Genomic DNA, 24,961 nt, shown 5'->3' with positions numbered 1-24,961 from the left:
TGGGTAACATTGTTGCCATGCATCTGCTTCTACGCACCCTCATGTTGCTGTTCACGTCCTCCAAGCGCACGCCGTTGAACGTTTGGGACGAATCGTCGCTGCCCTTGCGGGTGCTTCCCACGGACATCGACATCGCCATGCACGTCAACAACGGCATGTACTTTTCCCTGATGGACCTGGGCCGGTTCGACCTCATGGTGCGCAGCGGGATCTGGAACAAGATGCGCAAACGGGGTTGGAGCCCGGTGGCTGCCGGGGAGACCATTGCGTTCCGCAAATCCTTGCAGTTGTGGCAGCGCTACACCATTGAAACCCGCATCATCGGCCTCGATACCAAAGCGATCTACTTCGAACAGCGCATGGTGGTGGACGGTGAGATCTACGCCCGTGCCCACATCGCCACCCGCCTGGTGGCCAAGGGCAAGCCCGTGACACAGGAGGAGATCATCGCCGAGTTCGGTGCGCCGCCGGCGGACCTTGAACTGCCCGAATGGATCCACGAGTGGCGCGAAAACAACGCGCTGCCCGGAGCGCGCCGTCCCGCACCGCACGTCTGGAACTAGACCCCAACGTCCCGCCGCTGCAAGGCCAAAGTTCCCAGCGCAATCAGTGCCGCCGATATGCACAGCAGCCCTGTCACGGCGCCCCAGTCAGCCCCGTTGGTCACGGGTGAATTGCCGTACGCCCAGTGATACGGCGAAAGGTTCAGCAGCCACTCCACATCGGGGCTTTGCCGCCCCACCGCATTGAATACGTAGCCGAGGACCGCAACAGCAGCACCGGCAGCGACTCCGTACACCTTCCGTCCCGTGAGGGCGCCGGCACACAGTGCGGCTGTACCGCTCAGAAGGGCCAAGGCGGCGAACAGCAGCACGGCGCCGAAAAGATGCCCGACGTCGATCTCAAGTTTTGCGGGTCCGTTCAGTACCAGCACCAGCACGAAGACCAAGGCGGTGAGCAGCGCAATGCGGACCAAAATGGCCGACGCCCGCTCCAGGACCACCTGCACGCGGGTGACGCTGTGGGCGAGGGTGAGTTCCAAAAGCCCGGACTCCTCGTCACCTCCCACCGCCGCCGCGCCCCAACCAATGGAGGCCATGGACATCAGCAGGAAGCCGATGAGTCCGAAAAGGGTGGCCTGGGTGTAGCCGGGTCCCGTGGCTATTTGGTCGTAGTTCAGGGCCTTGGTCATGCCTTGAGGGAGGGCATCAATCATTTGCTGCATCTGGGCGCTGCCTCCGATGGACGGATACAACGGCAGGTACAGCATGATCGCGCCCGTCAGTCCCAGCGCCCAAGCCAAGGTGGAGCGCCACGAGTCAGTCAGTGCTTTGGTGAAGAGCGGCAATGGCCTAGGCACGGTGGGCTCCTTCCGGTTGATGGCCGGCTCTCTGGGGATTTCCCATACTGGAGGGCGCTTCGCCGCCCGTATAGAGGGTCAGGACGGCTTCTTCCAGGTCCGGCTCTTCCAGGACCAGGTCTGTCAGGTGCAGCCGTGCCAGTTCCTGGACCAAGGGCTGGATATGGCCGGACAAGGTGGCCGTGGCTTCCACGGTTCCGCTCGCATGGCCGTCTGCGGGCAGTTCCCGCACCGCGATATTGGCGACGCCCGGCACCCGGGCCAGCAGCGCGCCGACGTCGTGCGCTTCTGTTCCTGTGCTGTTGAACCGCAGCTGCCTGACCGCCGCCGTCCTCAGAGCCTCCACAGTGGAAACGGTGACGATGTCGCCGTCGCGGAGGATGGCGACGGCGTCCGCGGCCTGCTGGACTTCGCTCAGGACATGCGAGCTGAGGAACACGGTGGCGCCGCCGTCCACGGCCTCGCGGACCATGGCATGGAAGACCTGCTGGACCAAGGGGTCAAGTCCGCTGGTGGGTTCGTCCAGGACCAGGAGCTCAGGCTTGTGCATGAACGCCTGCAGGAGGCCCAGCTTCTGCTTGTTTCCCTTGGATAGCTTGCGGGTCTGCCGGTCCAGGTCCAACTGAAGGCGGTCTGCGAGATCGTTGACGTGCCGTTCATCCACCGGGCCGCTGATGGCAGCAAAATGCTCCAGCATGCGGCGGCCCGTGGTGCGGTTCTCCAAATGCAGTTCCCCGGGCAGATAGCCGATCCGCCTTCGCAGTGCTGTGCCGCCCCGCCTCGGATCCTGTCCCAAGACGGAAATGGAACCGCCGCTGGGCCGGATGATGTCCAGCAGGCAGCGCATGGTGGTGGTCTTTCCGGCACCGTTCGGTCCGATCACCCCGAAGACTGTCCCGGGTTCCACCGCGAAATCCAGCCCGTGCAGAACCTCGCGTTGACCGAACTTCTTGCGTAACCCCTTGACGACGATTGCCTGGGTCACGGGGCATGCTCCCTTCCGTTGTTGGTGTTGTTTCCTTCCAGGGCTTCGCGGGCTGCGTGCAGGAACCGCGCGTCCGAATAGAAGCCATGCGTATAGATCTCAAGAAGAGGCAGGGTGAGCTGGCGCAGAAGGTCGGGGCCGATGCCGTTGGGTTCCGGGGCCGGAGTGCCCAGCGTCCGTGAGAGGTGCCGGCCCAGCATGAGGATCGAAAGACTGTTGGACGCGATGATCACCGCGATGGACCGGATGTCGTCGAATTTCCGGATGGTGCCTGCTTCGATGCCGGTGTGGATGATGTCCTGGCACTGGTTCACCACAGCGTCGAAGAAGGCGTCTCCGGCGTCGGATTCATCACCCAGGCTGCGCCGGATGTAGGCGATCTCTTCCGTGTACTGGTCCGGGTTGTTCAAGTAGTCCTGGATGAGCCTGCCGGTGGAACCGGGGTCTGCTTTTTCCCTGCCCTGAGTGGCTGTGAGGGCCAGGACGTGTTGGTCACAGGCCTCTCGGAGACCGGCTTTGCTGCCGAAATGATGGATGACCAACCCCGGGCTGACGCCGGCAATGGAAGCCACTGCCCGGACTGTGGCCCTGGAGAAGCCATCGCGACCGAAGAGTCCGATCGCGGCGTCCCGGATGCGCGCCCTGGTGGTCAAATCGTCTGCGGTTGAACGCATGTTTCATACGCTAAACACTTGTTCAATGCGAATCAAGAGATTCCTGAAACGGCGGGTTGCCGCTTTATTCCCAGTGACGCGGGAAGCGAACAGGGGCCCGCCCGGCGGGAGTTCACAGACCGGGACGCGTACCGTGGAACCATGGCTACAGTTGACATCACTGGTGAACAGTTCGCATCGACCATCGAAGACAACGACATTGTCCTGGTGGATTTCTGGGCTGCATGGTGCGGCCCCTGCCGGCAGTTCGCGCCCACGTACGGAGCGGCATCGGAAAAGCACTCTGACGTAGTCTTCGCCAAAGTGGACACGGAAGCCGAGCAGCAGCTCGCCGCCGAGGCCGGGATCACCTCCATCCCCACCTTGATGGCTTTCCGCGAAAAGGTGCTCGTCTTCTCGCAGCCCGGCGCCCTGAACGCCCAGCAGCTTGAGCAGGTCATTGATGCAGTGAAGGGCCTGAACATGGAAGAAGTCCACGCCCACGTTGCAAAGTCCCGTGCCGAGGCTCAGGAAAAGGCACAGGAAAACTAGACTTCATCCGGCGAAATCGCCGTTAAAGCCCCGAGGTCGCCGTAAATTTACGGCGACCTCGGGGCTTTAAGGCGTAACTGCAGCGTTTAGGCGTTCTCTCAGAGACGTTCCAGCTTTACGGGTTCGGCAAGCAGCGCGCTGAGTGACTCGTTCAGGTCCTGGACAGCGATGCCCTTGGAGTGCTTGTCCAGCAGCTCCTCGGATTCCCAACGCTCGGTCAGGACAAGCTTTTCCTCGGTGGCTTCGGTCAGTTCGTAGCGGATGCAGCCAGGCTCGTTGACGACCTCATCGATCGCGATTTCCAAAGCGAGCTTCACGCGGAAGAACTCGCCCTCGTTGGGGATGAACGTGGCCTGCAGGTCAATGGGTGCACTCATGGCTCCAACCCTACCGGCAGGACACGGCGCCGCTGGAGGTGGTTACGGTTCTGTTGCGCGGCCGGGCTTGGTAGCGTTCCGTCATGTTGTCCTACACCGCCGGAGACACTGACGTCCCGCTGCTAGAAGAGACCATTGGCGCCAACTTTGAGCGCATCGCCGCCCAATTCCCTTTGCGGGACGCCCTCATCGAGGCCGCCGCCTCGCCCGGCGAAGACGCCCGCCGCTGGAGCTACCAGAAACTGAACGACGACGTCGACCGCCTCGCCCGCGCGCTGCTCGCCACCGGCGTGGCCAAGGGGGAGCGGATCGGCATCTGGAGTCCCAACTGCGCCGAATGGACCATCCTCCAGTACGCCACCGCCAAAATCGGGGCCGTGCTGGTGAACGTGAATCCCGCCTACCGGAGCCATGAACTGGAATTCGTGGTGAAGCAAAACGGGATGCGGATGCTGGTGACCGCCCCGTCGGACAGGAACAGCGACTACGTTGCCATGGCCAGGCAGGCAGCGGCTGCCTGCCCTGAACTCAAGGAGATTGTGTTCCTGCCGGGAGATCCTGCGGTGGGACTCCGCGCGGGCGTTCCGGAAGCCGGCCATGAACTCACGTACGGCGAGCTCCTGACCCGGGCGGACGGCGTCGGGCCTTTAGCGGTGCGCGACCGCATGGCCCAACTGGACCCGCACGATCCCATCAATTTGCAGTACACCTCGGGCACCACGGGATTCCCGAAAGGTGCAACGCTGACGCACCACAACATCCTCAACAACGGGAACTCGATCGGGCGGCTGCTGGGCTACACCGAGCATGACCGCGTGGTGATTCCGGTGCCGTTCTACCACTGCTTCGGGATGGTGATCGGCAACCTCAACGCGCTCAGTTTCGGGGCGGCCACCATCATTCCGGGCCGGGGCTTCAACCCTTCGGCCGCGCTGGAGGCTGTGCAGGATTTTGGCGGGACCTCGTTGTACGGTGTGCCCACCATGTTCATCGCGGAGCTCGCGCTGGAAGACTTCGGCTCCTACGATCTCTCAACCCTGCGAACCGGAGTGATGGCGGGGTCGCTGTGTCCCATCGAAGTGATGCGCCGCGTCATCGATGAGATGCACATGGTGGATGTGGCCATTTGCTACGGCATGACCGAGACCTCGCCCGTGTCCACCATGACCCGCGCCGGGGACACCCTGGAACAGCGGACCTCCACAGTGGGACGGACCATGCCGCACCTGGAGAGCAGGATCGTGGATCCGGGTTCCGGGGAAGTGGTGGAGCGGGGTGTGATCGGTGAACTCTGCACACGCGGCTATGCGGTGATGCAGGGGTACTGGGGCCAGCCCGACAAGACGGCCGAAGCCATCGACGGTGACGGCTGGATGCACACGGGGGACCTTGCCCGCATGGACGAGGACGGGTACCTGGTTATTGAGGGCCGCATCAAGGACATGGTGATCCGGGGCGGGGAGAACATCTACCCCCGCGAGATCGAGGAGTTCCTGTACCTGCATCCGTCCATCCAGGATGTGCAGGTGATTGGCGTGCCGGACCAGAAGTACGGCGAGGAACTCATGGCCTGCATCATCCTCAAACCCGGTGCGGAACCGCTGACGGCCGCGGACCTGGCCGACTACTGCCGGGGCAAGCTGGCCCACTACAAGATTCCGCGTTACATCGATGTCCGTGAGAGCTTCCCCATGACGGTGTCCGGCAAGGTCCGCAAGGTGGATATGCGCCAGGAAGCCGTATCGCGGCTCCACCTCTAAAGCCAACGCGGGGTCACTTATGGCCCATGTTTCCGCCATTTATGGGCCATAAGTGACCTCGCGTTGCAGTTGTCGGGAGGCAACCTGTGGATAACTCCATTCGATGGCCGCATTGCCGAGACACTGGATTGCATGGTTCGCATCAGTCCCTTGCCCGAGGTCCTCGGCGCCCGTCCTTTCACCGTCTATGAGTCACGCGCCTTGGGCGTGCCCAGGAAACGCCTTAGGGCAAAGGACATCAAGGATGGCGGCCGGCTTATCTATCTGCCAAGGGAAACAGATCCGGATCTCTTCGAGCGCGCTCGGGTGCTTACGGCAGCTACCCCCGGTGCCTGGGTTTCGCACGAAACCGCGGCCGAACTGACCGGGTTGGGGCTTCCGCCGTGGATGGGGAACGGCGAAACGGTGCACTTGAGCAAGCCGCATGAACTACCCCGGGTTCGACGGGCCGGTGTAACTGGTCACAGAGTTCGTGTTTTTCCGGGCGAGGTCATGGATCACCAAGGCATTCCGGTATCGGTCCGCCCCAGAACTTGGCTTGATTTGGCGAAGTCGTTGCCGCTTCCGTATGTGATCGCGATGGGCGACCAACTTATCCGTCGGCCAAGGCCGGCCCTGGAGATGCGTACTGAGCCGTACGCCCATAGTTCCGGATTGAGGTTGCTCATCCGGCAACATCCCAACCTCCAAGGGGTGGAGAAGGCGCGTTTGGCGTTGGACGAAATGCGGGTGGGCGCGGACTCGTTTCCTGAGACGTTCCTGCGCCTGGCTATGCGGGACGCCGGTCTTCCGGAACCGGAACTGCAATTGCCGCTGAATCTCGAGGACCCGTGGTCGCCGACGGCCGATCTCGGCTATCGACGCTTCCGGATCGCGATCCAGTACGACGGCAGACATCACCTTTCCAGGGAACAGCAGTCAAGGGACAACCGGCGTGATGAAGCGTTCCTCAGCGCGGGGTGGTCGTATTTCAAAGTGAACGCCGATGACTTGGCGGAGGGGTTCGCCGGAGTGATCTCACGCATCAGATCGGTGAAACTCCGCGCCCTGTAAGCCAACGCGGGGTCACTTATGGCCCATAAAAGGGGGAAATATGGGCCATAAGTGACCCCGCGTTGCTTTAGTGGTGGCGGTGATCCTGGACGGTCATCCGGGGCCCGAAAGTGGGCTTGCGGAAGCCGCTCAAATACAACATCCGCACCAGGCGTTGCCTCTGCCCGCGCCACGGTTCCAGCAGTTCGATCATGCCGGCGTCGTCCGTCTTCTGCCCGGTCAGGGCGTAGCCCACATAGGACGCCAGATGGTAGTCGCCGACGGAGATTGAATCCGGGCAACCGTGGGTCCGCTGGACAACCTCGGCCGCGGTCCACACTCCGATCCCCGGAATCGTCTGCATCCGGGCGCCGGCCTGCACTGAATCCAGCGCCGCCAAACGTTCAAGCGCGACGGCGGATTGCAGCGCCCGCATGACCGTCGCCGAACGCTGCGGGCCAACTCCGGCTTTGTGCCACTCCCATGACGGAATGGCCAGCCACTGCCGGGCCGTGGGAGGAACGAGGAGACCGGCCGGCGCTTTGCCTGGAGCAGGCGTTCCATAGCGGTACATCAAGTAGCGGTAGCCACGCCTTGCCTCCAAAGTGGTGACCTTTTGCTCCAAAATGGTGGGCACCAGGGAGTCAACCACCCGGCCAGTGGAGGGCAGGCGAACGGCCAGGTTCCGGCGTCGTGCTTCTGTGACCCGGCGCGGGAGGGTGGCGTGGAAAGCGGGTTCATCGAAAGCGGACCAGTCGTCATCGGCGCCCAGCAATCTTGGCACTCCGGCCACTGCGTCCGATGCGCCCGGACCCCATGCCTGGGCATCGACGAACGAATCGGAACCGGAACCACCCCCGGACAGCCGAAGCGTCACCGGGCCGGAGGCAGCCGTGAAGGCCATCCAGAATCCGCTGGAGTGTGCGGCGAAGGACGGATCCGCGTTGCCGCGCATGAGCGGAAACATGGTTTGGTCCAGACGGAAGGGGGCTCCAGGATGCCATCTGACGGCCGCATCTGCCGCGGCCGCCACAAGGGGCGGGGCGTCTGCGATGGTCATGTTTTCATGGTCGCACGCCGGGCTGACAATCCCATCAAAAGCCTCTTTCAGTGATGGCCGCCCGGGGCTAGACTCCGTGCTGTGGCGTGGGTGGGCCGCGCCGGAACCAGGGAACAGAACCCCAAAAACGAGGAGTGCCAGCCATGGCCGCCATAGTGCATTTTGAGATTCCCACAGAAGACACCGAACGGGCCAACAACTTCTACCGGACTACTTTCGGGTGGAACCTGAGCCCCATGCAAGGGATGGATTACACCATCGCGCTCACGGCTCCCTCCGATGAACAGACGGGCACGCCGAAGGAACCGGGCGCCATCAACGGCGCGCTGTTCCCGAGGACTGATGCGCTGAAGACACCCGTCCTGACCATCGACGTCGACGACATTGACGCAGCTTTGGGGCAGGTCGAGTCCGCCGGAGGGTCGGTAGTCCAGGCCAAGAACCCGATACCCGGCATGGGGTGGTACGGCTACTTCAAGGACACCGAGGGCAACGTGATGGGTGTGTGGCAGACCGATCCATCGGCAGCGAGCTAGCCGGCCGGTCCGGCCCCAAAGCGGGCAGGCGGTAACTTTGTATCTATGAAGTACGCCCAGTCCGTGTTGGACCTCATCGGCAACACGCCGCTCATCAAGCTCAACCACGTTACGGACGGGATCAGGGCCACGGTCCTGGTCAAGCTCGAATACATCAATCCCGGCGGATCCATCAAGGATCGGATCGCCGTGAAGATGATTGAAGAGGCCGAGAAAGACGGACGCCTCAAGCCGGGCGGAACCATCGTAGAGCCGACGTCGGGCAACACGGGCGTAGGGCTGGCCCTCGTCGCCCAGCAGAAGGGCTACAAGTGCGTTTTCGTGGTCCCGGACAAGGTGGGCGAGGACAAGCGTGCTGTCCTGAAGGCGTACGGCGCCGACGTGGTGGTGACCCCCACCGCCGTGGCTCCTGACAGCCCGCAAAGTTACTACGGTGTCTCTGACCGCCTGGTCAAAGAAATCCCGGATGCCTTCAAGCCGGACCAGTTCTCCAATCCGGCCGCCCCCGGCAGCCACTTCGAGTCCACCGGCCCTGAAATCTGGAACGACACCGATGGCCGCGTCACGCACGTGGTGATCGGAGCCGGGACCGGCGGCACCATCACCGGCACCGGGCGGTACCTCAAGCAGGTTTCGGCTGACCGGCCGGAGTCCGACGGCGGCCCGGTCAAGATCATCGGCGCGGACCCGGAAGGTTCGGTCTACTCCGGCGGTACCGGCCGTCCTTACTTCGTCGAAGGCGTGGGCGAAGACATGTGGCCCGCCAATTACGATCGTGCCGTCCCGGATGACGTCATTGCTGTTTCGGATGCCGATTCCTTCGCCATGACCCGCCGCCTGGCAAGGGAAGAGGGCCTCCTGGTGGGCGGTTCCTCGGGTATGGCGGTGGTGGCTGCGCTGCAGGCTGCCAAGGACCTGGACGAGTCCGCCGTGGTGGTGGTCATCCTTCCTGACTCTGGCCGTGGCTACCTTGCCAAGATCTTCAACGACCAGTGGATGCGCTCCTACGGCTTCCTTTCCGGGGGCGAAGAAGCTTCCGTGGGCGAGGTGCTCAAATCCAAGACGGGAGAAATGCCGGACCTGGTCCATATCCACCCCAACGAGTCCGTCCGCGACGTCATCAACATCATGAACGAATTCGGCGTCTCGCACATCCCGGTCCTCTCGCAGGAGCCCCCGGTGGTGATGGGCGAAGTCCTGGGCGCGGTGGACGAGCGAAGCCTCACCAGCAAGCTGTTCCGGGGTGAAGCGAAGCTCACGGACAAGATCGCAGAGCACATGGGGGAGCGTCTCCCGGTGATCGGCTCATTGGAGACCATTTCTGCCGCGCGCGAGCTGCTGTCCGACGTCGATACCGTCATGGTGACTTTCGCCGGCGCGCCGGTGGGCATCCTGACCCGCCACGACCTTCTCGCCTACCTGAGCAACTGAAGCGCCCCGCTTCATCCATACCGTTGAACGAACAAAGAGGAGCTTCCATGTCTGCCAACACCAACGCCGGGTTCAACACGCGCGCTGTCCACGCCGGACAGGCCTTCGAACCCCGCACCGGCGCGGTTGTCCCGCCCCTGCACTTCAGCTCAACCTACGCCCAGGACGGGATTGGCAACCTGCGTTCGGGCTATGAGTACGGCCGCGGCGGCAACCCCACCCGCGATGCCCTCCAGGAACAACTGGCAGCCCTGGAAGGTGGCTCAGCCGCATTCTCCTTCGGTTCCGGACTCGCCGCGGAAGACTCCCTGATCCGTGCCGTGGCCCGTCCCGGTGACCACATCGTTCTTGGCAACGACGCCTACGGTGGCACCTACCGGCTCATCAACCGCGTGCTCGGCGACTGGGGCATCGGAAACACCCCGGTGGACATGTCAGACCTCGACGCCGTTGCTGCCGCGGTTGCCGCGAATAAGACCCGCATGGTGTGGGTTGAGACGCCCTCCAACCCGATGATGAAGATCACCGACATCGCGGCGCTCGCCGCCGTGGCGCACGACGCCGGGGCCCTCCTGGTGGTCGACAACACCTTTGCGTCTCCCTACCTGCAGACCCCGCTCGCCCTGGGCGCCGACGTCGTGGTCCACTCGACCACCAAGTACATTGGCGGGCACTCCGACGTCGTGGGCGGCGCCATTGTGGTCAAGGACGCCGAACTGGCCGAAAAGATCGGCTTCATCCAGTTTGCCGTGGGCGCCGTTTCCGGTCCCATGGACGCCTTCCTGACCACCCGTGGCTTGAAGACCCTGGGTGTCCGCATGGACCGCCACAGTGACAACGGCCAGGCCGTGGCCGAGTGGCTGCTGCAGCGTCCGGAGGTGGAAGCTGTGCTGTACCCGGGCCTGCCGGACCACCCCGGCCATGAGCTTGCCGCGAAGCAGATGAAGAAGTTCGGCGGCATGGTCTCCGTGCAGTTCAAGGGTGGAGAGGCCGCAGCGCGGACCGTTGCCGAGAACACGTCCGTATTCACACTTGCCGAATCGCTGGGCGGCATCGAGTCCCTCATGAACTACCCGTCGGAAATGACGCATGCTTCCGTGAAGGGTACGGAACTGGCTGTCCCCGTCAACCTCCTGCGCCTGTCCTGCGGCATCGAGGAAGCCGAGGACCTGATCGCGGATCTTGAACAAGCTTTCGCCAAGATCAGCAACGGCTGACATGGCGGCTTCTCCTTCACAGATGGTGGCTTCCACCACCAAACGGGGCTGGATCCTCACGGTGGCAGCAGCCGTGGCCCTCGTGGTGGCAGTGTGCTTCCTGTACGCATACTACGAGCCCGCACTGAACGACTTCGAGGTTTACTTCTACGGCGGCGGCAAAGTCATGGAGGGCGGTGACCTCTACGCCATCCGTGATGGATTGCCGTTTACCTATCCGCCGTTCGCCGCCCTGCTCTTTGCCGGGCTGGCGGCGCTGGGGTTCTTCGCGGCCAGTATGGTTTTCATTCTGGTGGCCCTTGCCGGTGCCGCCATTGTGGCCGCCTGGCTGGCCAGACACTACTTCGGCCTCAAGACCTGGCGGGAGGCTTTTTCCGATTACCGTTTCAGGACTACGGCGCTGCTGGGAACCGGTGCCATTCTGTTCCTGGGCCCGTGGCGTGACACGTTCGTCTTCGGGCAGATCAACATCATCCTGATGGGTGTGATCCTGGCTGACTTCGCCCTGTACGGGAAAGCCCGTGCGGGTGCCATCCGGTGGCCTGCGGGTTTGCTGATCGGCCTGGCTGCCGGGGTGAAGCTCACTCCTCTGGCCTTTGGTTTGTACTTCCTGGTCCGTCGCGACTTCAAAGCCCTGGGGTGGATGGCCGCCGGGTTCTTTGGTTCGATTGCGGTGGCCTGGGCTGTACTGCCCCAGGCTTCGCTGGATTTCTGGACCAAGATCCTTCCCGATACCGGCCGGATCGGCGGACCGGCCTACGTCGACAATCTGTCCGTCAAGGGCCTGCTCCTCCACTTCGGCATGCCGGACTCTTCGGTCACCAACCTGGTGTGGATGGTGCTGTCCTTGGCCCTGGTGGTCGTCGCCGGCCTCATCATCAAGTGGTCGGTGGCTGTAGATGAGAATTTCGTGGCAGTATCCGCCACAGCCGTCCTGATGCTCCTGATCAGTCCGGTGTCGTGGTCGCATCACTGGGTTTGGGTTGCCGTTGCCCTGCCCAGCATGGCCTTTGCGATGCACCGGGTGCCGTCCCGCAACGGCCGGATGCGACTCGCGGGGTGGGTCATTGTGGCGTGCTCCACGGTTGCCTTTTACATGACGCCCAAGAACCTGGCCGTGTGGGCGGGCGCTGCCGAATGGGGCAAAGACCCCCAGACCCAGTGGCAACTCATGGTGTCGAGCCTGGGCGTGGTGTGCGGGATCGCGATGATGGTCTATTGGGCATTGGCGTACCACCCGTCCCGGGCCGGACTGGTTCCCGGTGGAACCAGCCTGAAACAGCGCTGACCCCTCCACGCAGGGCACCCCGCCCTTGCCCGCCGCCACACCCTTTTGCGGTGAGGAGGCAGGACAAGGGCAGGATGCGCCAATCGTCCGTTAGCCGGAGATGCCTTCCTGTCCGTCTTCCTGGCGACCGGTCAGCCGGCGTCGGAACGTAGCGTCCTCGGCTGCGGTGACCTCCAGGTCATACCAACCGTTCAAGGTTTCCCAGCCGATCTTCTTCGAGTGCCCGGCTTTGAGCTTCACACTTTCGTGGCCCTGTGCGTACTGCAGCGACTTCAGAATCAGGGTCACTGTGGCCTTGCCGTTGTTGCGCACTTCCAGTTCCACGGCCTTGTTGCCGCGACGTCCGTTGACTGAAACGTCGACGCCGGAGGCCGCGCCCGCCGTCGTTCCCTTCAGTTCGTACTGGAAACGGTTGGGGCCGGTGACGACGACGTCGAACCCGCCTGAGGCAGGCGCGAGCTCCACCGTGGCATTCCCGAGGACGTCCACATGCCGTGGCTCCGTGACTTCGCCGGCGTAACCGTAGATGGCGAAATGGGTCGACCGGGTGCCTGAGTTCCCCAGTGCCAGGGTGATTTTGCCGGGCAGCACAGCGGCCGAAACCTGCGGGCGGTAGGGGAGGGGCCTGGCCGGGCGCGTGCCACTTTCCTGGATCGGCGCCACTTGGACGGCGGGTGGGGTGGGCCGCCAACGGCTGATCTTGGCGGGCACGGATGCTGGGTGGTCCAGAACCGGCGGCTTACCTGGCGAGCTGAAATTGAAGACGCCGGTCAGGTCGCCGCAGACTTCCCGGCGCCAGGGAGAGATATTGGGTTCCTGCACACCGGTCCAGCGTTCGAGGAAGCGAAGGACTGAGGTGTGGTCGAAGATTTCGGAGCTGACATAGCCACCCACCGTCCAGGGGGAGACCACCGTCATGGGTACCCGTGGACCCAGCCCGATGGGCAGCGCCGTGGTCCAGTCGGCGGATTCGCCTGTTGACGGCCGCGGCTGGACGGGTGGCGGGACGTGGTCGAAGTAGCCATCGTTTTCGTCGAAGTTGAGGAAGATCGCGGTGCTGTCCCAGGTCTCGGGGTTGCTCGCTACCGTATCCAGGAGGCGGTAGACGAAGTTTGCGCTGCCCACCGGTGTCGAGGCTCCGGGATGTTCGGAGTCGGCGGCCGACGGTACCAACCAGCTGACCTGGGGGAGGGTGCCTGAGGTGATGTCGGCGCTGAGCCGTTCCAGGAGGGTGTCCGGGCGGCCACGCCACATGGCTTTGTCGAAGAGCGACCTTTCGGCCTCCGTGAGGGTGGCGCGGCCCTTCTCCAGCTGGGCCAGGAGGCGCTCCTGCTCGTCGGCCGTCTTGCCTGCCAGTTGGTCGTAGAACTCCTCGGTGGTGCGCAGCTTGCCGTCAACCGAGGCCAGCATCTTCCGCCCGATCACTTTGAAGGTCTGGAAGTACTCCACGGCGTTGTCCGTGAAGTTGTCCCAGTCCTGGTAGATCCTCCATGAGACCCCGGCCTGTTCCAGCCGTTCAGGGTAGGTGGTCCAGTCGTAGCCGCCGTGGTCATAGCCGTAGGCCGCATTGGTCACAGCCCGGTTGTTCGTGCCGGGCTCCTTGCCGGTGGTACCGCTCCAGAGGTAGTTGCGGTTGGGATTGGTGGAGCCGTTGACGGAGCAATGGTAGGCGTCGCAAATGGTGAAGGTGTCTGCGAGCTCGTATTGCAGCGGGATGTCCTGGCGCTCGTAGAAGGTCATGGTGGATGCGCTCTTGGCAGGAATCCACTGATCGCACCAGCCGTCGTTCCACGCCCGGGTGGTCCCTTTGAAGGAATGGTCGAGGTCGCCCAGGTATTGGATGTCGGTTCCGGGTCGTCCCGCGAGTTCGGCTGCCTTGCGCAGGGAGAACGGCAGGACGGTTTCCCCGGTGGCGCGTGGCTGTTCGAACATGGATTTTCCGTTGGGCAGCCGGGTGACGGAATGGTCGCCGTAACCCCGGACTCCGCGGAGCGAACCGAAGTAGTGGTCAAAGGAGCGGTTCTCCTGCATCAGCACGATCACGTGCTTGATGGATTGCAGGCTCCCCGGCGGGGTTGGCCTGGCCATTGCCGCCTGCACGGAGGGGGGAAGCAGTGATCCGGCTGCCGCCAGCGCCGTCGCTGCCGCTGCCGTGCCAAGGAATCCACGCCGGGAGATTCCGGGAGATTCGGTTGAACGTTTCACCAAGTCAGGGTTGTTCAAGGACATTCAGGGTGCCTTTCGTGGTCAGAGTAGACCCGGCAAGCGTAGGCACCCCAGATGAACCGTGAGTGAACCTGGCAAAACCTGCAGGGTGTGTCGCCGTCATCCTCTAGCTTTCTTTAGGAAAGTCAACTAGCTTGGTTCGCATGCCTCTTCGCTCTGACTGGTCTGCCCGCACGTGCAGCCTCGCCCGTGGCCTTGATGTCCTTGGCGACCCTTGGGGAAGCCTGGTGCTGCGGGAAATCTTTTTCGGCAACGGCCGTTTCGACGCCATCAAGCAAAGGCTCGAAGTAGCCGATACAGTCCTCAGCAAGCGCTTGGGATGGTTGCTCGAGGCCGGTTTGCTGGCACAGCGCCCCTACCAGGACGGGAGCCGCACACGGCAGGAGTATGTCCTCACCGCCAAGGGCGAGGACTCCCTGCCCGTCCTGAACGCCATCATCATCTGGGCAGAGAAACACTTGGACGCACCCAACGAGGTATCCCACATGCGGGTCATCCACACGGACTGCGGACAGGCGACGTCGTCGGCCGATACCTGCACCCACTGCGGCACCCGACTGACCGCCGCCAACACGAGCTGGCACAGCTTCAAGCGGACGGACCACCCGGTTCCGCTCGCCGTGGCGCCATCTGAAGCAAGCACAGCAGCTCCCTCTGAAACGGAGATCCCCGCATGACCGCTCCCGACGTCACAGGGGTCCCCACCGAACCGCCGCGGCTTCCTTCCGGCAAGCGTCGCCGTCTCCACCCTGCCTGGATCGTGGCGGCGGTGGCCTTCCTTGCGCTGGTGGGAGCTGCCGGTTTCCGTGCAGCACCGGGCGTGCTAATGGTCCCGTTGCAGCAGGAGTTCGGCTGGTCCACCACGGTGTTGTCGTTGGCTGTCAGCATCAACCTGGTTCTCTTCGGACTGACGGCACCTTTCGCTGCGGCCCTCATGGAACGCTTCGGCATCCGCAAAGTAACCGCGTTGGCGCTGTGCCTGATCGGTCTGGGTTCAGCTTTGACGGTCCTGGTGAACCAGTCGTGGCAGATCCTGCTTACGTGGGGAGTGCTCATCGGGCTGGGAACGGGATCCATGGCACTCGTCTTCGCGGCGACCATCGCCAACACCTGGTTCGCCAAGAGCCGCGGCCTGGTCATCGGCATCCTCACGGCAGGAAGTGCCGCCGGCCAGCTGGTGTTCCTGCCCTTCATTGCCGCCCTAGCGCAGAACCCCGGGTGGCGTGGAGCCTCCCTCCTTATCGCTGCGGGTGCGCTCGCAGTGGTACCGCTGGTGCTGCGGTGGTTGCGGAACTCGCCGGCCGACGTCGGGGTGTTGCCTTATGGGGCTGAGGAACCGGTGGTTCCCGCCGCCGACGCCGGAGCCACCTCTGCGGCGTCCGGCAAGCCTGAGCCTGCGCTTCCCAAAGACTCCGCGAACGCTGCCGTCCGAGCCCTGAAGGTGCTCAAGCGGGCCGCCAAAGTGCGGACGTTCTGGGCCTTGGCCGCGGGCTTCGCGATTTGTGGAGCCACCACCAATGGGCTGATCGGCACGCACTTCATTCCGTCGGCACACGATCACGGCATGCCCGAAACCACGGCGGCAGGCTTGTTGGCCGTCGTCGGGATTTTCGACATCGTGGGGACCATCGCCTCCGGCTGGCTGACCGACAGGTTCAACCCGAAAGTCCTGTTGGCCGTGTACTACCAGTTCCGGGGGATCGGGCTGCTGGTTCTGCCGTTGCTGCTGGGCTCATCCGTGGAACCGAGCATGATCATCTTCGTGGTGGTGTACGGACTCGATTGGGTAGCCACCGTGCCGCCCACCGCAGCCATCTGTCGCTCGGTGTTCGGCGCAGACGGTTCTGTGGTGTTCGGCTGGGTGTTTGCCGCCCACCAGCTCGGGGCCGCTGCGGCCGCCCTGGCTGCCGGGTTCATCCGCGACGCCACCGGTCACTACAACTACGCCTGGCTGGGGGCGGCAGCCATGTGCACGGTGGCTGCGGTCATCAGTGCCACCATCCGCAAGGACGCGGCGAAGAAGGAACCCATCGCTGTTGCCTGACGATGTTGCGGGGCCCGCTCTGCGCTCCATTCTCCTCTGGAGTCGCGCAGAGCGGGCCCCACAACGGAAGGGGTACTAGCCCGCTGCGGTGATCCGGAAGGTCAGCGAACGGGCTTCGGGCCGCAAGGCGTAATCCGGCCAGACGTCCGGTCCGCATGCCCTGGAACCTAGGCCGTGCTGTGCCGCGTCCAGGTACAGGTAGCTGCCTTGGCTAGCCGGCAGCTCATGTGGGTGTGCGGCCGCGGAGATCTCCTGGGCTGTGTACCGGGAAAGTGTGAAGCCCGGCAGGCGGCCACGGGAGTCCGGGGAGGCATTGAGCTGCAACCAAGGACTACCGGAGTCCTGCAGTTCCAGTGACCGTACGGCACTGCGATGACCCGACTCCTGGGGTTTGGCGTACGGAACTGCGAGATCGTCGATTCCTGCCGAATACCGTCCCACCAGTGTCGCGCGCATGCTGTCGGGGTAGGACTCGCGGGGACCCGTGCCGAACCACGACGCGCCATCTACGGAACCTGGAAGATCCAAGCGGACGCCCACCCGTGGCCAGATGATGTCCCAACCGGTGCTCGGTACGATGTCCACGCGAAGCCACAGTTCGCCCTCGCACATTTGCCAGTTTTCCTCCACGGAGACCCAACGGGCGGTGTCGGCTGCGGAGTAGCGGGTCTGGATCACCACACCCGAATCGTCGGCGGACACCTTTTCAACCCGGCCCGTGAGCCGGTCCAGGCCAGCGGCGCGCCAGACGGTTTCCATGGAAGGGGCCGGAACGCCGTCGCCGTTGTTGAGCCAAGGATCAGCGAGGTCGTAGCTGCCGCGTCCGGCGCCGGCGTCGTTATCCGTAGGGGCGCGCCACAACTCCAGACGGGGACCGCCAACCGGCAGCCCGGCCAGCGAAACCAGGCGTCCTTCTTCGAACCGGGCAGGTCCAAGGTTGAGCGTTGAATCCACCGCCGCCATGGCCCGTCCGGCCGATCCGAGGGGTCGCGGGGCTGCCAAGCGGGGACGTGTCACCGCCAGTTCCAGCTGTGCCGCGGAGATCACGTGCCCGGCCTCGGCCCAGGCAGTGTCCTTGCGGAGCACCGCCTCAACCGTGAGCCAGGGTTCGCCGCTTCCATTACTGTCCAACGGTGGAAGTTCAATGCGCGCCGTGCTACCGGCGCCGAGTGACGCGCCCGTGGAATCAACAACGTCGAGCTCCCCGGACACGCCAAGCACGCCGTCCACCTCGGTTCGCCAGCGCAGCACGACATCCGACGCATCAGCGGTGTGCCTCAGGTTGGCGACGGAGACGAAGCGGCGAGTGCCGCCGTCGTTCGTTTCGGTGGAGAAGCCCAAGCGGATCGGTGCGACGATCTGCTTGTACTCAAAGAGGCCCGGGCTCGGCGTGGAGTCGGACAGCACCATGCCGTCCATCACGAAGTTGCCGTCGTGCACTACCTCGCCGAAGTCCCCGCCGTAGGCGAAGAATTCCGTGCCATCGGCGGTGGTGGTCCGGATGCCGTGGTCCCGCCACTCCCAGACGAAGCCGCCGTGCAGCCGGGGGTAACGGTCCACCAGGTCCTCGTATTGGTCGATCGCGCCCGGGCCGTTGCCCATGGCGTGCACGTACTCGCACAGTATGAAGGGCTTGGTGCGTTGCCGGGCCGACTCCGCAGCGGAGCAGCCGAGCAGGAGGGAGCCTGAATCATCGCGCCCGATCGCCTCTGTTTCCGGTACGGACGAGTACATCCGCGAGTACACGTCCGTATAGGCGCCCGTGTAGTCACCCTCGTAGTGGACGGGGCGGCCGGCATCGCGGGCGTGGGTCCACGCGGACATCGCAGCGAGGTTGGCGCCGGTACCGGACTCGTTGCCCAGCGACCACATGACGATGGAGGGATGGTTCTTGTCCCGCTCCACCGTGCGTTCCATGCGGTCCACGTACGCCTCACGCCAGGCGGGGTCGTCACTGGGGTTGCCCACCCAGCCGTGCCGTTCGAAACCGTGGGTCTCGAGGTCGCATTCCAGAATCACCCAGAAACCCAGTTCGTCCGCGATGTCCAGCAAGCGGGGGTGCGGCGGGTAGTGGCTGGTGCGGATCGCGTTGACGTTGAACTGCTTCATCATGGCCAGGTCCGCGGGGGCAAAGTCCTCGTCGAACACGCGGCCGCGGTCCGGATGCGTCTCATGCCTGTTCACGCCGTGGAACACCACGCGCCGGCCGTTCACCAGGAACCGGTCGCCCCGGATTTCCACGGTCCGGAAGCCCAACCGCAGCGAAACGGTCTCGCCTTCGCTGGCCACCGTCGCGTTGTAGAGGCGCGGAACCTCCGCGGACCAAGGCTCGACGGCGGGAATCGCCACCGGGGCGACGTCGGCAGCGGAGTTCCAGACGACGTCGATGTCCAGTTCGGGGACGGACAGGCGAACCGGGTAGGCGGCCTCACTTGCCGTGATCTCCGGGTCAATGATCCCGGCGCCGCCGGTGAAGGACGTCCGCAACCAGACGTCGTCGAGACCCTTCCGTGGCCGGGCTTGTAGTGTCACATCGCGGAAGATGCCGGGCATCCACCACTGGTCCTGGTCCTCGATGTAGCTTGAAGCGGACCACTGATGAACGCGGACAGCTATGACGTTCAGGCCCGCACGGACAGTGTCAGTGATGTCGAATTCCTGGGCCAGGCGGCTGCCTGTCCCCACTCCGATCTCGGTGCCGTTGAGCCACACCTTGTAGCGGGACTCGACGCCGTCGAAACGCAGTACTGTCCTGTCTGCCGTGTTCCAATCCGAGGGGAGCTCGAACGTCCGGCGATAATCGCCGGTGGGGTTTTCGTCCGGGACATGGGGTGCATCCGTGGGGAACGGAAACTGGACGTTGGTGTAAATGGGCCGCCCGTAGGCGTCGTCTCCCTCCAACACCCAGTGCGCGGGAACGGGGATCCGGTCCCAGCCGGCATCGTCCAGGTCCTCTGCGGCAACACCCTCCACTGCTTCGCCCGCAGGGAGGACGCCGCGTCCGCCCGGGGTACCCGGCGCCCCGGGCAGCAGGCGGAACCGCCACTGGCCGTTCAATGAAAGAGCGGGCGCATCGCTGTGCAGCCAGCTCCGCGCCGAGAGGCGGTTGCCCGTGCCCGGCCCTGGATCCGTGATGTAGCCGGCTGTTTGGTAGGTGGTCATTTACTTGACGGCTCCTTCTGTCAGTCCACCGCGCCAGAAGCGCTGCAGGACAATCATGGCGATGCTGAGCGGAATGATGGAAAGCAGCACCCCGCCGGTAGTCAGTTCGTAGAATTCGGGCAAGCGGTCCACCTGGCTGAGCCAGTTGTTCAGGCCCAAAGTGATGGGGTAGAGCTCGGAGTCGGAGAGCATGACCAGCGGCAGGAAGTAGTTGTTCCAGATACCGACCAGCTGGAACAGGAACACCGTGACCAGCGCAGGGGTCAGTACCTTGAGCCCGATCGTATGGAAGATGCGGAGTTCGCCGGCGCCATCGATCCTGGCGGCCTCGATCAGCGAAGTGTCCACCGTTGCCTGCGCGTAGATCCTGCACAGGAACAGACCGAACGGCGAGACCAGCGAAGGCAACAACACACTCCAGTACGTGTTGGCCAGGCCCATCTGGCTGAACAGCAGGAACAACGGAAGCGCCGTCGCTGTACCGGGAACCAGCACGCCGCCGAGGATGGTGCCGAACACCAGGTTGCGTCCCTTGAACTCGTACTTGGCCAGGGCGTAGCCGCCTGCTGCCGCGAAGTACGTGGCCAGGAGCGCGCCGACGCCGGCGTAGATGGCCGAGTTCAGGAACCAGCGGCCAAAGATTCCGTTGTCGTAGCTGACTACGCGGCCGATGTTTTCCCACAGGGAGAACGTGGGAGCGAACCAGAAGCCATTGGTGGAGAAAAGGTCGGACGTGGACTTCGTGGAGGCGACGAAGACCCAGTACACGGGAATCAGGAAGTAGAGGGCAACCACCACCAAAAGGGCGGTGACAATGATGGTGGACGACCGGCGTCGTCCGGCTGATCGGTCCGGACCCGCGGACCGGGCCTTGGCAGCGGCTGTCGCGGGTGACTTGGTAGCTGTAGCGGTCATGATGACTTCCTGTTGGTCAGTGCGAGGAAGGCGAACGAAAGGGTGAAGGCGGCGACGGCGATGATGACCGACTGGGCGGCCGCGACGTTGTAGTCGTTGTAGGCGAAGGCCGTGGTGTAGGCGCTCAGGTTGGGCGTGTACTGGCTGTCAATGGCAGGGGCCACGGTTTTGAGGACCTGCGCTTCAGCGAACAACTGCAGGGTGCCGATGATCGAAAACACCGTGGTGAGCATGAGGGCCGGACGGATCAGGGGAAGCTGGATGCTGCGGGCAACCCGCCAGGTGGACGCTCCGTCCACCTTTGCCGCCTCGTAGAGTTCCACCGGAATGGCCTTGAGCTGCGCCACGATGATCAGCATGTTGTAGCCGGTGTAACTCCAGGTGACGATGTTGGCGATGGACCACAACACGCTGTTGGCGCCCAGGAAGTCCGGGGTAAGGCCGACGAGCTTGGCCGCGTCGAACAGGGGGCTGAGGCCGGGCACATAGAGGAAGGACCACAGGATGGTGGCAATGACGCCGGGAACGCCGTAGGGCATGAAGTAGGCGGCGCGGAAGAAGCCGGGCCATTTGGCCGATGCCGATTCCAACATCAAAGCCAGGACAGTGCAGAGGACGATCATGACGGGGACCTGGACGATGCCGAACAGCAGCATGCGGCCGATCGATGCCACGAAACTGCCGTCTGCCAAAGCCTGGGCATAGTTGCCGAACCCGGCGAACTCACTGGTCACGCCCGCCTCGCCGAAGAGCCCGCTCCTGCTCACCTTGGTGAAGCTGGAGAGGATCGCCACCACAATGGGCAGCAGGAACGTGAGGGCGAAAAGCGCCAGGAACGGGGCCAGGAGAAGCCAGGGCGCGCGCGCCGCTGCGCCGGTGCGCTTGCCCCGGCGGGGTGCTTCTTCGTGACGCTCTGCGGTAGGTGCCATGCGGGTGGTCGTCATGCCGTTTCCTTCCGGATGGTGAGGCCCTTGTTCTTGAAAACGGTGATGATTTGCTGCTCGGAAGCGGCAATCGAGTCCACCAGGGAGGTCCCGAAGGCCTTCTTCCGGAAGCCGTCACTGAGGATGTTGAAGGACTGCTGGGTTACGGGCCACCAGGACCAGTCAGGGTTTTGCTGCTGGGCTGCCGGGACGAAGATGTCCTGGTTGTAGTTCTGGCCGCCGAAGAAAGCCGAAGGTTGTTGCCGGTCCGTGCCAATGAAATCGGGATTCGGCGACCACCCGATGCCGCTGTTTTTGATCTCGGCGTCGATGCCATCTTTCGAAGTTGTCAGCCAGACGGCGAACTCCACCGCTTCCTTGGGGTGTTTGCTGTTGGCCAGGACGGCTGCGGTGGAACCGCCAAGGTAGCTGGAGCCGAATCCGGTGCCGCCCCACGTGGGCATGGGGGCGACGCGCCACTTTCCCTCCGAACCGCTGACGCCCTCGACCAGGGCATCGCCCCAGCTGCCGGTGACGGTGGAAGCAATGCCGCCCTTGCCTGCGGCAGCGAACCAGCCCGGTGAGAAGGCACCGTACGCAGTGGTGACGAGGTCGTCGTCGATCGCTTTGTCGAAGAAGCGCGCGGTGTTGAGCGTGGCGTCGTCGGTCATGTTGATGACCCAGCCATCCTCCTCCGGACGCAGCCATGCGGCTCCTGCCTGTCCGGCGAAAGAAGCGAAGGGTGAGGCGTCGCTGATCGGGAAGCAGTCCAGGTACGTGTCCACGGAACGAAGCTCGCGGGCCAGTCCGGCCCATTCGTCCCAGGTTTTAGGGGGAGTGCCGCCCACCTTGTCCAGAATGGCCGGCTGGTAGAACATGGCCATCGGACCTGAGTCCTGGGGTATTCCGTAGACGCCGCCGGTGTAGCTGACCTGTTTCCACAAGGTGGGGTCGTAGAGGTGCGCGTGGTCGTTGGCGCCGTAGCGGGAGATGTCCACCAGCCCGTTGACCAGCATGAACTCCGGAATCGACCGCAGCTCAACCTGCGCCAGATCCGGGCCGCCCCCGGCCGCCAGTGCCGAGTAGAGCTTCTGGTAGCCGCCTGCGTTGCCGCCGGGGATCCAGACGACGTCCACTTGGATGTTTGGATTCGCTGCATTCCAGATGTCGGCAACGTTCTGGAAGTCCTTCAACCAAGCCCAATACGTAAGCCGCACAGGACCACTGGCGGTGGGGATGGTTGGTGCACTGTTCACGGACTGGGTTCCCGGAGTTGCGCAGCCGGACAGCAGCCCCATGGCTGCCGTGCCCAGGCCAGCGCCCAGAAGTTGTCTTCGAGTGAAACGGGTCATGAGCCTTCACCTCTTTGTGTCAGGTTGACGCTGCCGGCACCCGGAGGGCGGGCCCCGGCACGTCGATTGTGACCACGGTAACAGATAATTCGAGTGGTCACTCGAATTTCAAGAGGGGCCGGGATCCGCGTACACTGGCTAGCCATGACCACAAAGGACGTGGCCCGCGCAGCGAAGCGCGGCCCTTACGCGAAATCCGAGGAACGGCGCCAGACGATTCTGGACGCTGCGCATGCGGTGTTCGCTGCCCGTGGCTACCGCGGGGGATCGCTGCAGGACGTCGCGGACCGTGCAGGGATGAGCCAGACAAGCTTGCTGCACTATTTCCCGTCCAAGCGCGACCTCCTGATGTCCGTCCTGGAACGTCGGGACGAGATCACCAGTGGCGCTTTCCCCGACGACATGGAAGAGGGCTTGGCCGATTCCGTCATCCGGACGGCCCTCTACAACGAGGACATTCCCGGAGTGATCGAGCTCTATACGGTCCTCTGCGCCGAATCGGTCACGGATGAGCACCCTGGCCGGGACTACTTCACCGAGCGCTACGAGCGGTTGCGCGCAAGCTACGGCCGGCGGTTCGAGGAACTCGCAGCTGTTGGCAGGCTCCGCCCGGGCGTGGATCCGGACCAAGCTGCGACCTCCTTGGTGGCTCTCTGGGACGGACTCCAAACCCAATGGCTCCTTGCCCCGGACCAGGTGGACGTGGCCAAGGGCCTTCGCGGCTACCTGGAACTGGTGATCCTCCCGGAACCCAACTAGGGGTCAGCAGGCCAGTTGGGGCAGCCGCGTGGGCGGGTCAGCCGCGGAACGCCCCGATGCCCGTGATGTGTTGGCCCAGGATCAGGGTGTGGACCTCGTCCGTGCCCTCGTACGTTCTTACCGATTCCAGGTTGTTGGCGTGCCGAAGGGGCGAGTAGTCCAGTGTGACGCCGTTGCCGCCCAGGATGGTGCGGGCTTCGCGGGCGATCTTGATGGCTTCCCGGACATTGTTCAGCTTGCCCATGGAAATCTGCTGCGGCTGGAGCTGCCCGGCATCCTTCAACCGGCCGAGGTGAAGGGCCAGCATGGTGCCCTTCTGGATTTCCAGCAGCATGTTCACCAGCTTCTCCTGGGTGAGCTGATAGCCGGACAACGGTCGCCCGAACTGCAAACGGTCAGCGGCATAGGAAAGTGCGGCCTCGTAGGAATCACGCGCCGCCCCCATGGCGCCCCACGCGATTCCGTAGCGTGCCTCGTTCAAGCAGGAGAACGGGCCCCTCAGTCCCAGGGCACCCGGGAGGATTGCCGCCGGCCCCAGCCGAACGGCGTCGAACGTTACATCGCACTGAACGGACGCGCGCATGGAGAGCTTCGGCTCGATCGGCGTGGCGGTGACGCCGTCCGTCCCGGCTGGAACAAGGAAGCCGCGGATTCCGTCATCAGTCTTTGCCCACACCACCATCACATCGGCAATGGAGGCGAGGCCGATCCAGCGCTTGGCGCCGTGGAGAATCCAGCCCTCGGATGTCTCACGGGCCTCGGTGGTCATGGACGACGGATCGGATCCTGCCGTCGGTTCGGTCAGCGCGAAGCAGCCGATCAGTTCGCCCGCAGCCATCCGGGGGAGCCATTGCTCCTTCTGCTCCTCCGAGCCCCACTTGTGGATGGCGGTCATGGCGAGTGAACCCTGCACCGAGACGAAGGTCCGGATGCCGGAATCGCCGGCTTCCAGCTCCATGGCTGCCAAGCCATATTCGACGGCGGTCCGGCCGGGACAGCCGTAACCGTCCAGGTGCATGCCCAGGACGCCGAGCTCGCCCAGTTCAGGAGCGATCTCCCGGGGAAAGACCGCGTCTTCGTACCAGCGTGAGATGTTCGGGCGGATCCGCTGGCTGGTGTAATCGCGGACTTTATCGCGAAGGGCCAGCTCTTCATCCGAAAGCAAGGAGTCCAGGGCGAGGATGTCGGAGGTGTTCGTCGTTGAATCTCTCATTCCAGCATCGTAGGCGCCCGCAGCTGCCGGAGCTCCACCCGCTTCAGCGGATGCCTGGAGGCCCTTCAGTAGGATGGGTGCGGGGGCGACACACTTCCCCCATTGAGACTTTGCTA

At 63.9% G+C, this 24,961-nt stretch carries 22 protein-coding genes; 11 read left to right on the top strand and 11 right to left on the bottom strand.

The features are described 5' to 3' along the window. The first annotated feature begins 17 nt into the window (after positions 1-17). Entirely contained in the window at positions 18-563 is a 546-nt protein-coding gene (locus JMY29_RS14705) for an acyl-CoA thioesterase (RefSeq protein WP_079581001.1), read from the top strand. On the opposite strand, the gene JMY29_RS14700 is transcribed toward JMY29_RS14705, so the two are convergent. From JMY29_RS14700 to JMY29_RS14690, 3 genes are read right to left on the bottom strand one after another with little or no spacing between them, the layout of a single operon-like run. Beyond that, positions 560-1,360 carry an ABC transporter permease subunit gene (locus tag JMY29_RS14700; RefSeq protein WP_189075285.1) on the bottom strand — a complete coding sequence of 267 codons (801 nt, stop codon included), beginning with the start codon at positions 1,358-1,360 and terminating at the stop codon, positions 560-562. The two genes, JMY29_RS14705 and JMY29_RS14700, sit on opposite strands and share 4 nt — an antisense overlap. Then, a complete protein-coding gene (locus JMY29_RS14695) occupies positions 1,353-2,345 on the bottom strand; it encodes an ABC transporter ATP-binding protein (RefSeq protein WP_064721549.1) in 993 nt (330 codons plus the stop codon). Before JMY29_RS14695 ends, JMY29_RS14700 begins: the two co-directional genes overlap by 8 nt. After that, positions 2,342-3,019: a TetR/AcrR family transcriptional regulator gene (locus JMY29_RS14690; RefSeq protein WP_064721551.1), complete on the bottom strand. Its 678-nt coding sequence runs from the start codon at positions 3,017-3,019 to the stop codon at positions 2,342-2,344. Before JMY29_RS14690 ends, JMY29_RS14695 begins: the two co-directional genes overlap by 4 nt. Before the next feature lie 141 nt (positions 3,020-3,160). On the opposite strand from JMY29_RS14690, the gene trxA reads away from it, so the two are divergent. Beyond that, complete coding sequence (gene trxA / locus JMY29_RS14685; protein ID WP_018776775.1) at positions 3,161-3,550, top strand: thioredoxin; 390 nt, start codon at positions 3,161-3,163, stop codon at positions 3,548-3,550. A gap of 98 nt (positions 3,551-3,648) precedes the next feature. On the opposite strand, the gene JMY29_RS14680 is transcribed toward trxA, so the two are convergent. After that, on the bottom strand, positions 3,649-3,927 hold the full coding sequence (locus JMY29_RS14680) for a putative quinol monooxygenase (RefSeq protein WP_018776774.1): 279 nt from the start codon (positions 3,925-3,927) through the stop codon (positions 3,649-3,651). Positions 3,928-4,010: 83 nt separating this feature from the next. On the opposite strand from JMY29_RS14680, the gene JMY29_RS14675 reads away from it, so the two are divergent. Together JMY29_RS14675 and JMY29_RS14670 are read left to right on the top strand one after the other, a co-directional pair. Then, a complete protein-coding gene (locus tag JMY29_RS14675) occupies positions 4,011-5,687 on the top strand; it encodes an AMP-binding protein (RefSeq protein ID WP_189075284.1) in 1,677 nt (558 codons plus the stop codon). A gap of 132 nt (positions 5,688-5,819) precedes the next feature. Beyond that, positions 5,820-6,740, top strand: a complete 921-nt coding sequence (locus tag JMY29_RS14670) for an endonuclease domain-containing protein (RefSeq protein ID WP_189075283.1) — start codon at positions 5,820-5,822, stop codon at positions 6,738-6,740. Positions 6,741-6,807: 67 nt separating this feature from the next. On the opposite strand, the gene JMY29_RS14665 is transcribed toward JMY29_RS14670, so the two are convergent. After that, positions 6,808-7,779: a DNA-3-methyladenine glycosylase family protein gene (locus JMY29_RS14665; protein ID WP_055971556.1), complete on the bottom strand. Its 972-nt coding sequence runs from the start codon at positions 7,777-7,779 to the stop codon at positions 6,808-6,810. Positions 7,780-7,922: 143 nt separating this feature from the next. On the opposite strand from JMY29_RS14665, the gene JMY29_RS14660 reads away from it, so the two are divergent. Genes JMY29_RS14660 through JMY29_RS14645 form a run of 4 tightly spaced genes read left to right on the top strand, consistent with a single transcriptional unit; the run spans position 7,923 to position 12,251 of the window. Beyond that, positions 7,923-8,315, top strand: coding sequence for a VOC family protein (locus JMY29_RS14660; protein WP_189075282.1), 393 nt, complete (start codon positions 7,923-7,925; stop codon positions 8,313-8,315). A 45-nt stretch (positions 8,316-8,360) separates the two neighbouring features. Continuing rightward, entirely contained in the window at positions 8,361-9,746 is a 1,386-nt protein-coding gene (locus JMY29_RS14655) for a cystathionine beta-synthase (RefSeq protein ID WP_018776769.1), read from the top strand. Between the two features lie 47 nt (positions 9,747-9,793). Then, positions 9,794-10,963 carry a cystathionine gamma-synthase gene (locus tag JMY29_RS14650; RefSeq protein WP_018776768.1) on the top strand — a complete coding sequence of 390 codons (1,170 nt, stop codon included), beginning with the start codon at positions 9,794-9,796 and terminating at the stop codon, positions 10,961-10,963. A 1-nt stretch (position 10,964) separates the two neighbouring features. Then, positions 10,965-12,251, top strand: coding sequence for a glycosyltransferase 87 family protein (locus JMY29_RS14645; RefSeq protein ID WP_189075281.1), 1,287 nt, complete (start codon positions 10,965-10,967; stop codon positions 12,249-12,251). A gap of 90 nt (positions 12,252-12,341) precedes the next feature. On the opposite strand, the gene JMY29_RS14640 is transcribed toward JMY29_RS14645, so the two are convergent. After that, entirely contained in the window at positions 12,342-14,456 is a 2,115-nt protein-coding gene (locus JMY29_RS14640) for a phosphocholine-specific phospholipase C (RefSeq protein WP_229778562.1), read from the bottom strand. 164 nt (positions 14,457-14,620) lie between these two features. Between JMY29_RS14640 and JMY29_RS14635 the strand changes: the two genes are divergently transcribed. Together JMY29_RS14635 and JMY29_RS14630 are read left to right on the top strand one after the other, a co-directional pair. After that, positions 14,621-15,154, top strand: a complete 534-nt coding sequence (locus JMY29_RS14635) for a winged helix-turn-helix transcriptional regulator (RefSeq protein WP_055971564.1) — start codon at positions 14,621-14,623, stop codon at positions 15,152-15,154. Further along, complete coding sequence (locus JMY29_RS14630; protein WP_189075279.1) at positions 15,151-16,521, top strand: MFS transporter; 1,371 nt, start codon at positions 15,151-15,153, stop codon at positions 16,519-16,521. The genes JMY29_RS14635 and JMY29_RS14630 overlap by 4 nt, the downstream gene beginning before the upstream one ends. Positions 16,522-16,596: 75 nt before the next feature. Here JMY29_RS14630 and JMY29_RS14625 read toward each other — a convergent pair whose 3' ends face one another. From JMY29_RS14625 to JMY29_RS14610, 4 genes are read right to left on the bottom strand one after another with little or no spacing between them, the layout of a single operon-like run. Next, the gene (locus tag JMY29_RS14625; protein WP_189075278.1) at positions 16,597-19,683 is read right to left on the bottom strand and encodes a glycoside hydrolase family 2 TIM barrel-domain containing protein; all 3,087 of its coding nucleotides are present in this window, start codon (positions 19,681-19,683) and stop codon (positions 16,597-16,599) included. Beyond that, complete coding sequence (locus JMY29_RS14620) at positions 19,684-20,598, bottom strand: carbohydrate ABC transporter permease (RefSeq protein WP_039242474.1); 915 nt, start codon at positions 20,596-20,598, stop codon at positions 19,684-19,686. It lies immediately after the preceding gene. Then, entirely contained in the window at positions 20,595-21,542 is a 948-nt protein-coding gene (locus tag JMY29_RS14615) for a carbohydrate ABC transporter permease (protein WP_189075277.1), read from the bottom strand. Before JMY29_RS14615 ends, JMY29_RS14620 begins: the two co-directional genes overlap by 4 nt. Beyond that, entirely contained in the window at positions 21,539-22,873 is a 1,335-nt protein-coding gene (locus JMY29_RS14610) for an ABC transporter substrate-binding protein (protein WP_189075276.1), read from the bottom strand. Before JMY29_RS14610 ends, JMY29_RS14615 begins: the two co-directional genes overlap by 4 nt. A 144-nt stretch (positions 22,874-23,017) precedes the next feature. On the opposite strand from JMY29_RS14610, the gene JMY29_RS14605 reads away from it, so the two are divergent. Next, complete coding sequence (locus JMY29_RS14605; protein ID WP_018776759.1) at positions 23,018-23,632, top strand: TetR/AcrR family transcriptional regulator; 615 nt, start codon at positions 23,018-23,020, stop codon at positions 23,630-23,632. Between the two features lie 37 nt (positions 23,633-23,669). On the opposite strand, the gene JMY29_RS14600 is transcribed toward JMY29_RS14605, so the two are convergent. Beyond that, positions 23,670-24,845: an acyl-CoA dehydrogenase family protein gene (locus JMY29_RS14600; protein WP_018776758.1), complete on the bottom strand. Its 1,176-nt coding sequence runs from the start codon at positions 24,843-24,845 to the stop codon at positions 23,670-23,672. Positions 24,846-24,961 lie beyond the last annotated feature (116 nt).

The organism is Paenarthrobacter nicotinovorans, from assembly GCF_021919345.1.
Classification (GTDB): Bacteria; Actinomycetota; Actinomycetes; order Actinomycetales; family Micrococcaceae; genus Arthrobacter; species Arthrobacter nicotinovorans.
The sequence above is the reverse complement of the archived record's forward strand: the minus strand, read 5'-3'. Positions and strand labels throughout refer to the sequence as shown.

What these genes read in the sequence shown, in the direction of transcription:
- JMY29_RS14650 (WP_018776768.1), top strand. Translation starts at nt 9,794, where the DNA reads ATGTCTGCCAACACCAACGCCGGGTTCAACACGCGCGCTGTCCACGCC.
- JMY29_RS14705 (WP_079581001.1), top strand. Translation starts at nt 18, where the DNA reads ATGCATCTGCTTCTACGCACCCTCATGTTGCTGTTCACGTCCTCCAAG.
- JMY29_RS14605 (WP_018776759.1), top strand. Translation starts at nt 23,018, where the DNA reads ATGACCACAAAGGACGTGGCCCGCGCAGCGAAGCGCGGCCCTTACGCG.
- JMY29_RS14645 (WP_189075281.1), top strand. Translation starts at nt 10,965, where the DNA reads ATGGCGGCTTCTCCTTCACAGATGGTGGCTTCCACCACCAAACGGGGC.
- JMY29_RS14690 (WP_064721551.1), bottom strand. Translation starts at nt 3,019, where the DNA reads ATGCGTTCAACCGCAGACGATTTGACCACCAGGGCGCGCATCCGGGAC.
- JMY29_RS14615 (WP_189075277.1), bottom strand. Translation starts at nt 21,542, where the DNA reads ATGACGACCACCCGCATGGCACCTACCGCAGAGCGTCACGAAGAAGCA.
- trxA (WP_018776775.1), top strand. Translation starts at nt 3,161, where the DNA reads ATGGCTACAGTTGACATCACTGGTGAACAGTTCGCATCGACCATCGAA.
- JMY29_RS14665 (WP_055971556.1), bottom strand. Translation starts at nt 7,779, where the DNA reads ATGACCATCGCAGACGCCCCGCCCCTTGTGGCGGCCGCGGCAGATGCG.
- JMY29_RS14610 (WP_189075276.1), bottom strand. Translation starts at nt 22,873, where the DNA reads ATGACCCGTTTCACTCGAAGACAACTTCTGGGCGCTGGCCTGGGCACG.
- JMY29_RS14655 (WP_018776769.1), top strand. Translation starts at nt 8,361, where the DNA reads ATGAAGTACGCCCAGTCCGTGTTGGACCTCATCGGCAACACGCCGCTC.
- JMY29_RS14670 (WP_189075283.1), top strand. Translation starts at nt 5,820, where the DNA reads ATGGTTCGCATCAGTCCCTTGCCCGAGGTCCTCGGCGCCCGTCCTTTC.
- JMY29_RS14600 (WP_018776758.1), bottom strand. Translation starts at nt 24,845, where the DNA reads ATGAGAGATTCAACGACGAACACCTCCGACATCCTCGCCCTGGACTCC.
- JMY29_RS14625 (WP_189075278.1), bottom strand. Translation starts at nt 19,683, where the DNA reads ATGACCACCTACCAAACAGCCGGCTACATCACGGATCCAGGGCCGGGC.
- JMY29_RS14635 (WP_055971564.1), top strand. Translation starts at nt 14,621, where the DNA reads ATGCCTCTTCGCTCTGACTGGTCTGCCCGCACGTGCAGCCTCGCCCGT.
- JMY29_RS14630 (WP_189075279.1), top strand. Translation starts at nt 15,151, where the DNA reads ATGACCGCTCCCGACGTCACAGGGGTCCCCACCGAACCGCCGCGGCTT.
- JMY29_RS14620 (WP_039242474.1), bottom strand. Translation starts at nt 20,598, where the DNA reads ATGACCGCTACAGCTACCAAGTCACCCGCGACAGCCGCTGCCAAGGCC.
- JMY29_RS14660 (WP_189075282.1), top strand. Translation starts at nt 7,923, where the DNA reads ATGGCCGCCATAGTGCATTTTGAGATTCCCACAGAAGACACCGAACGG.
- JMY29_RS14675 (WP_189075284.1), top strand. Translation starts at nt 4,011, where the DNA reads ATGTTGTCCTACACCGCCGGAGACACTGACGTCCCGCTGCTAGAAGAG.
- JMY29_RS14680 (WP_018776774.1), bottom strand. Translation starts at nt 3,927, where the DNA reads ATGAGTGCACCCATTGACCTGCAGGCCACGTTCATCCCCAACGAGGGC.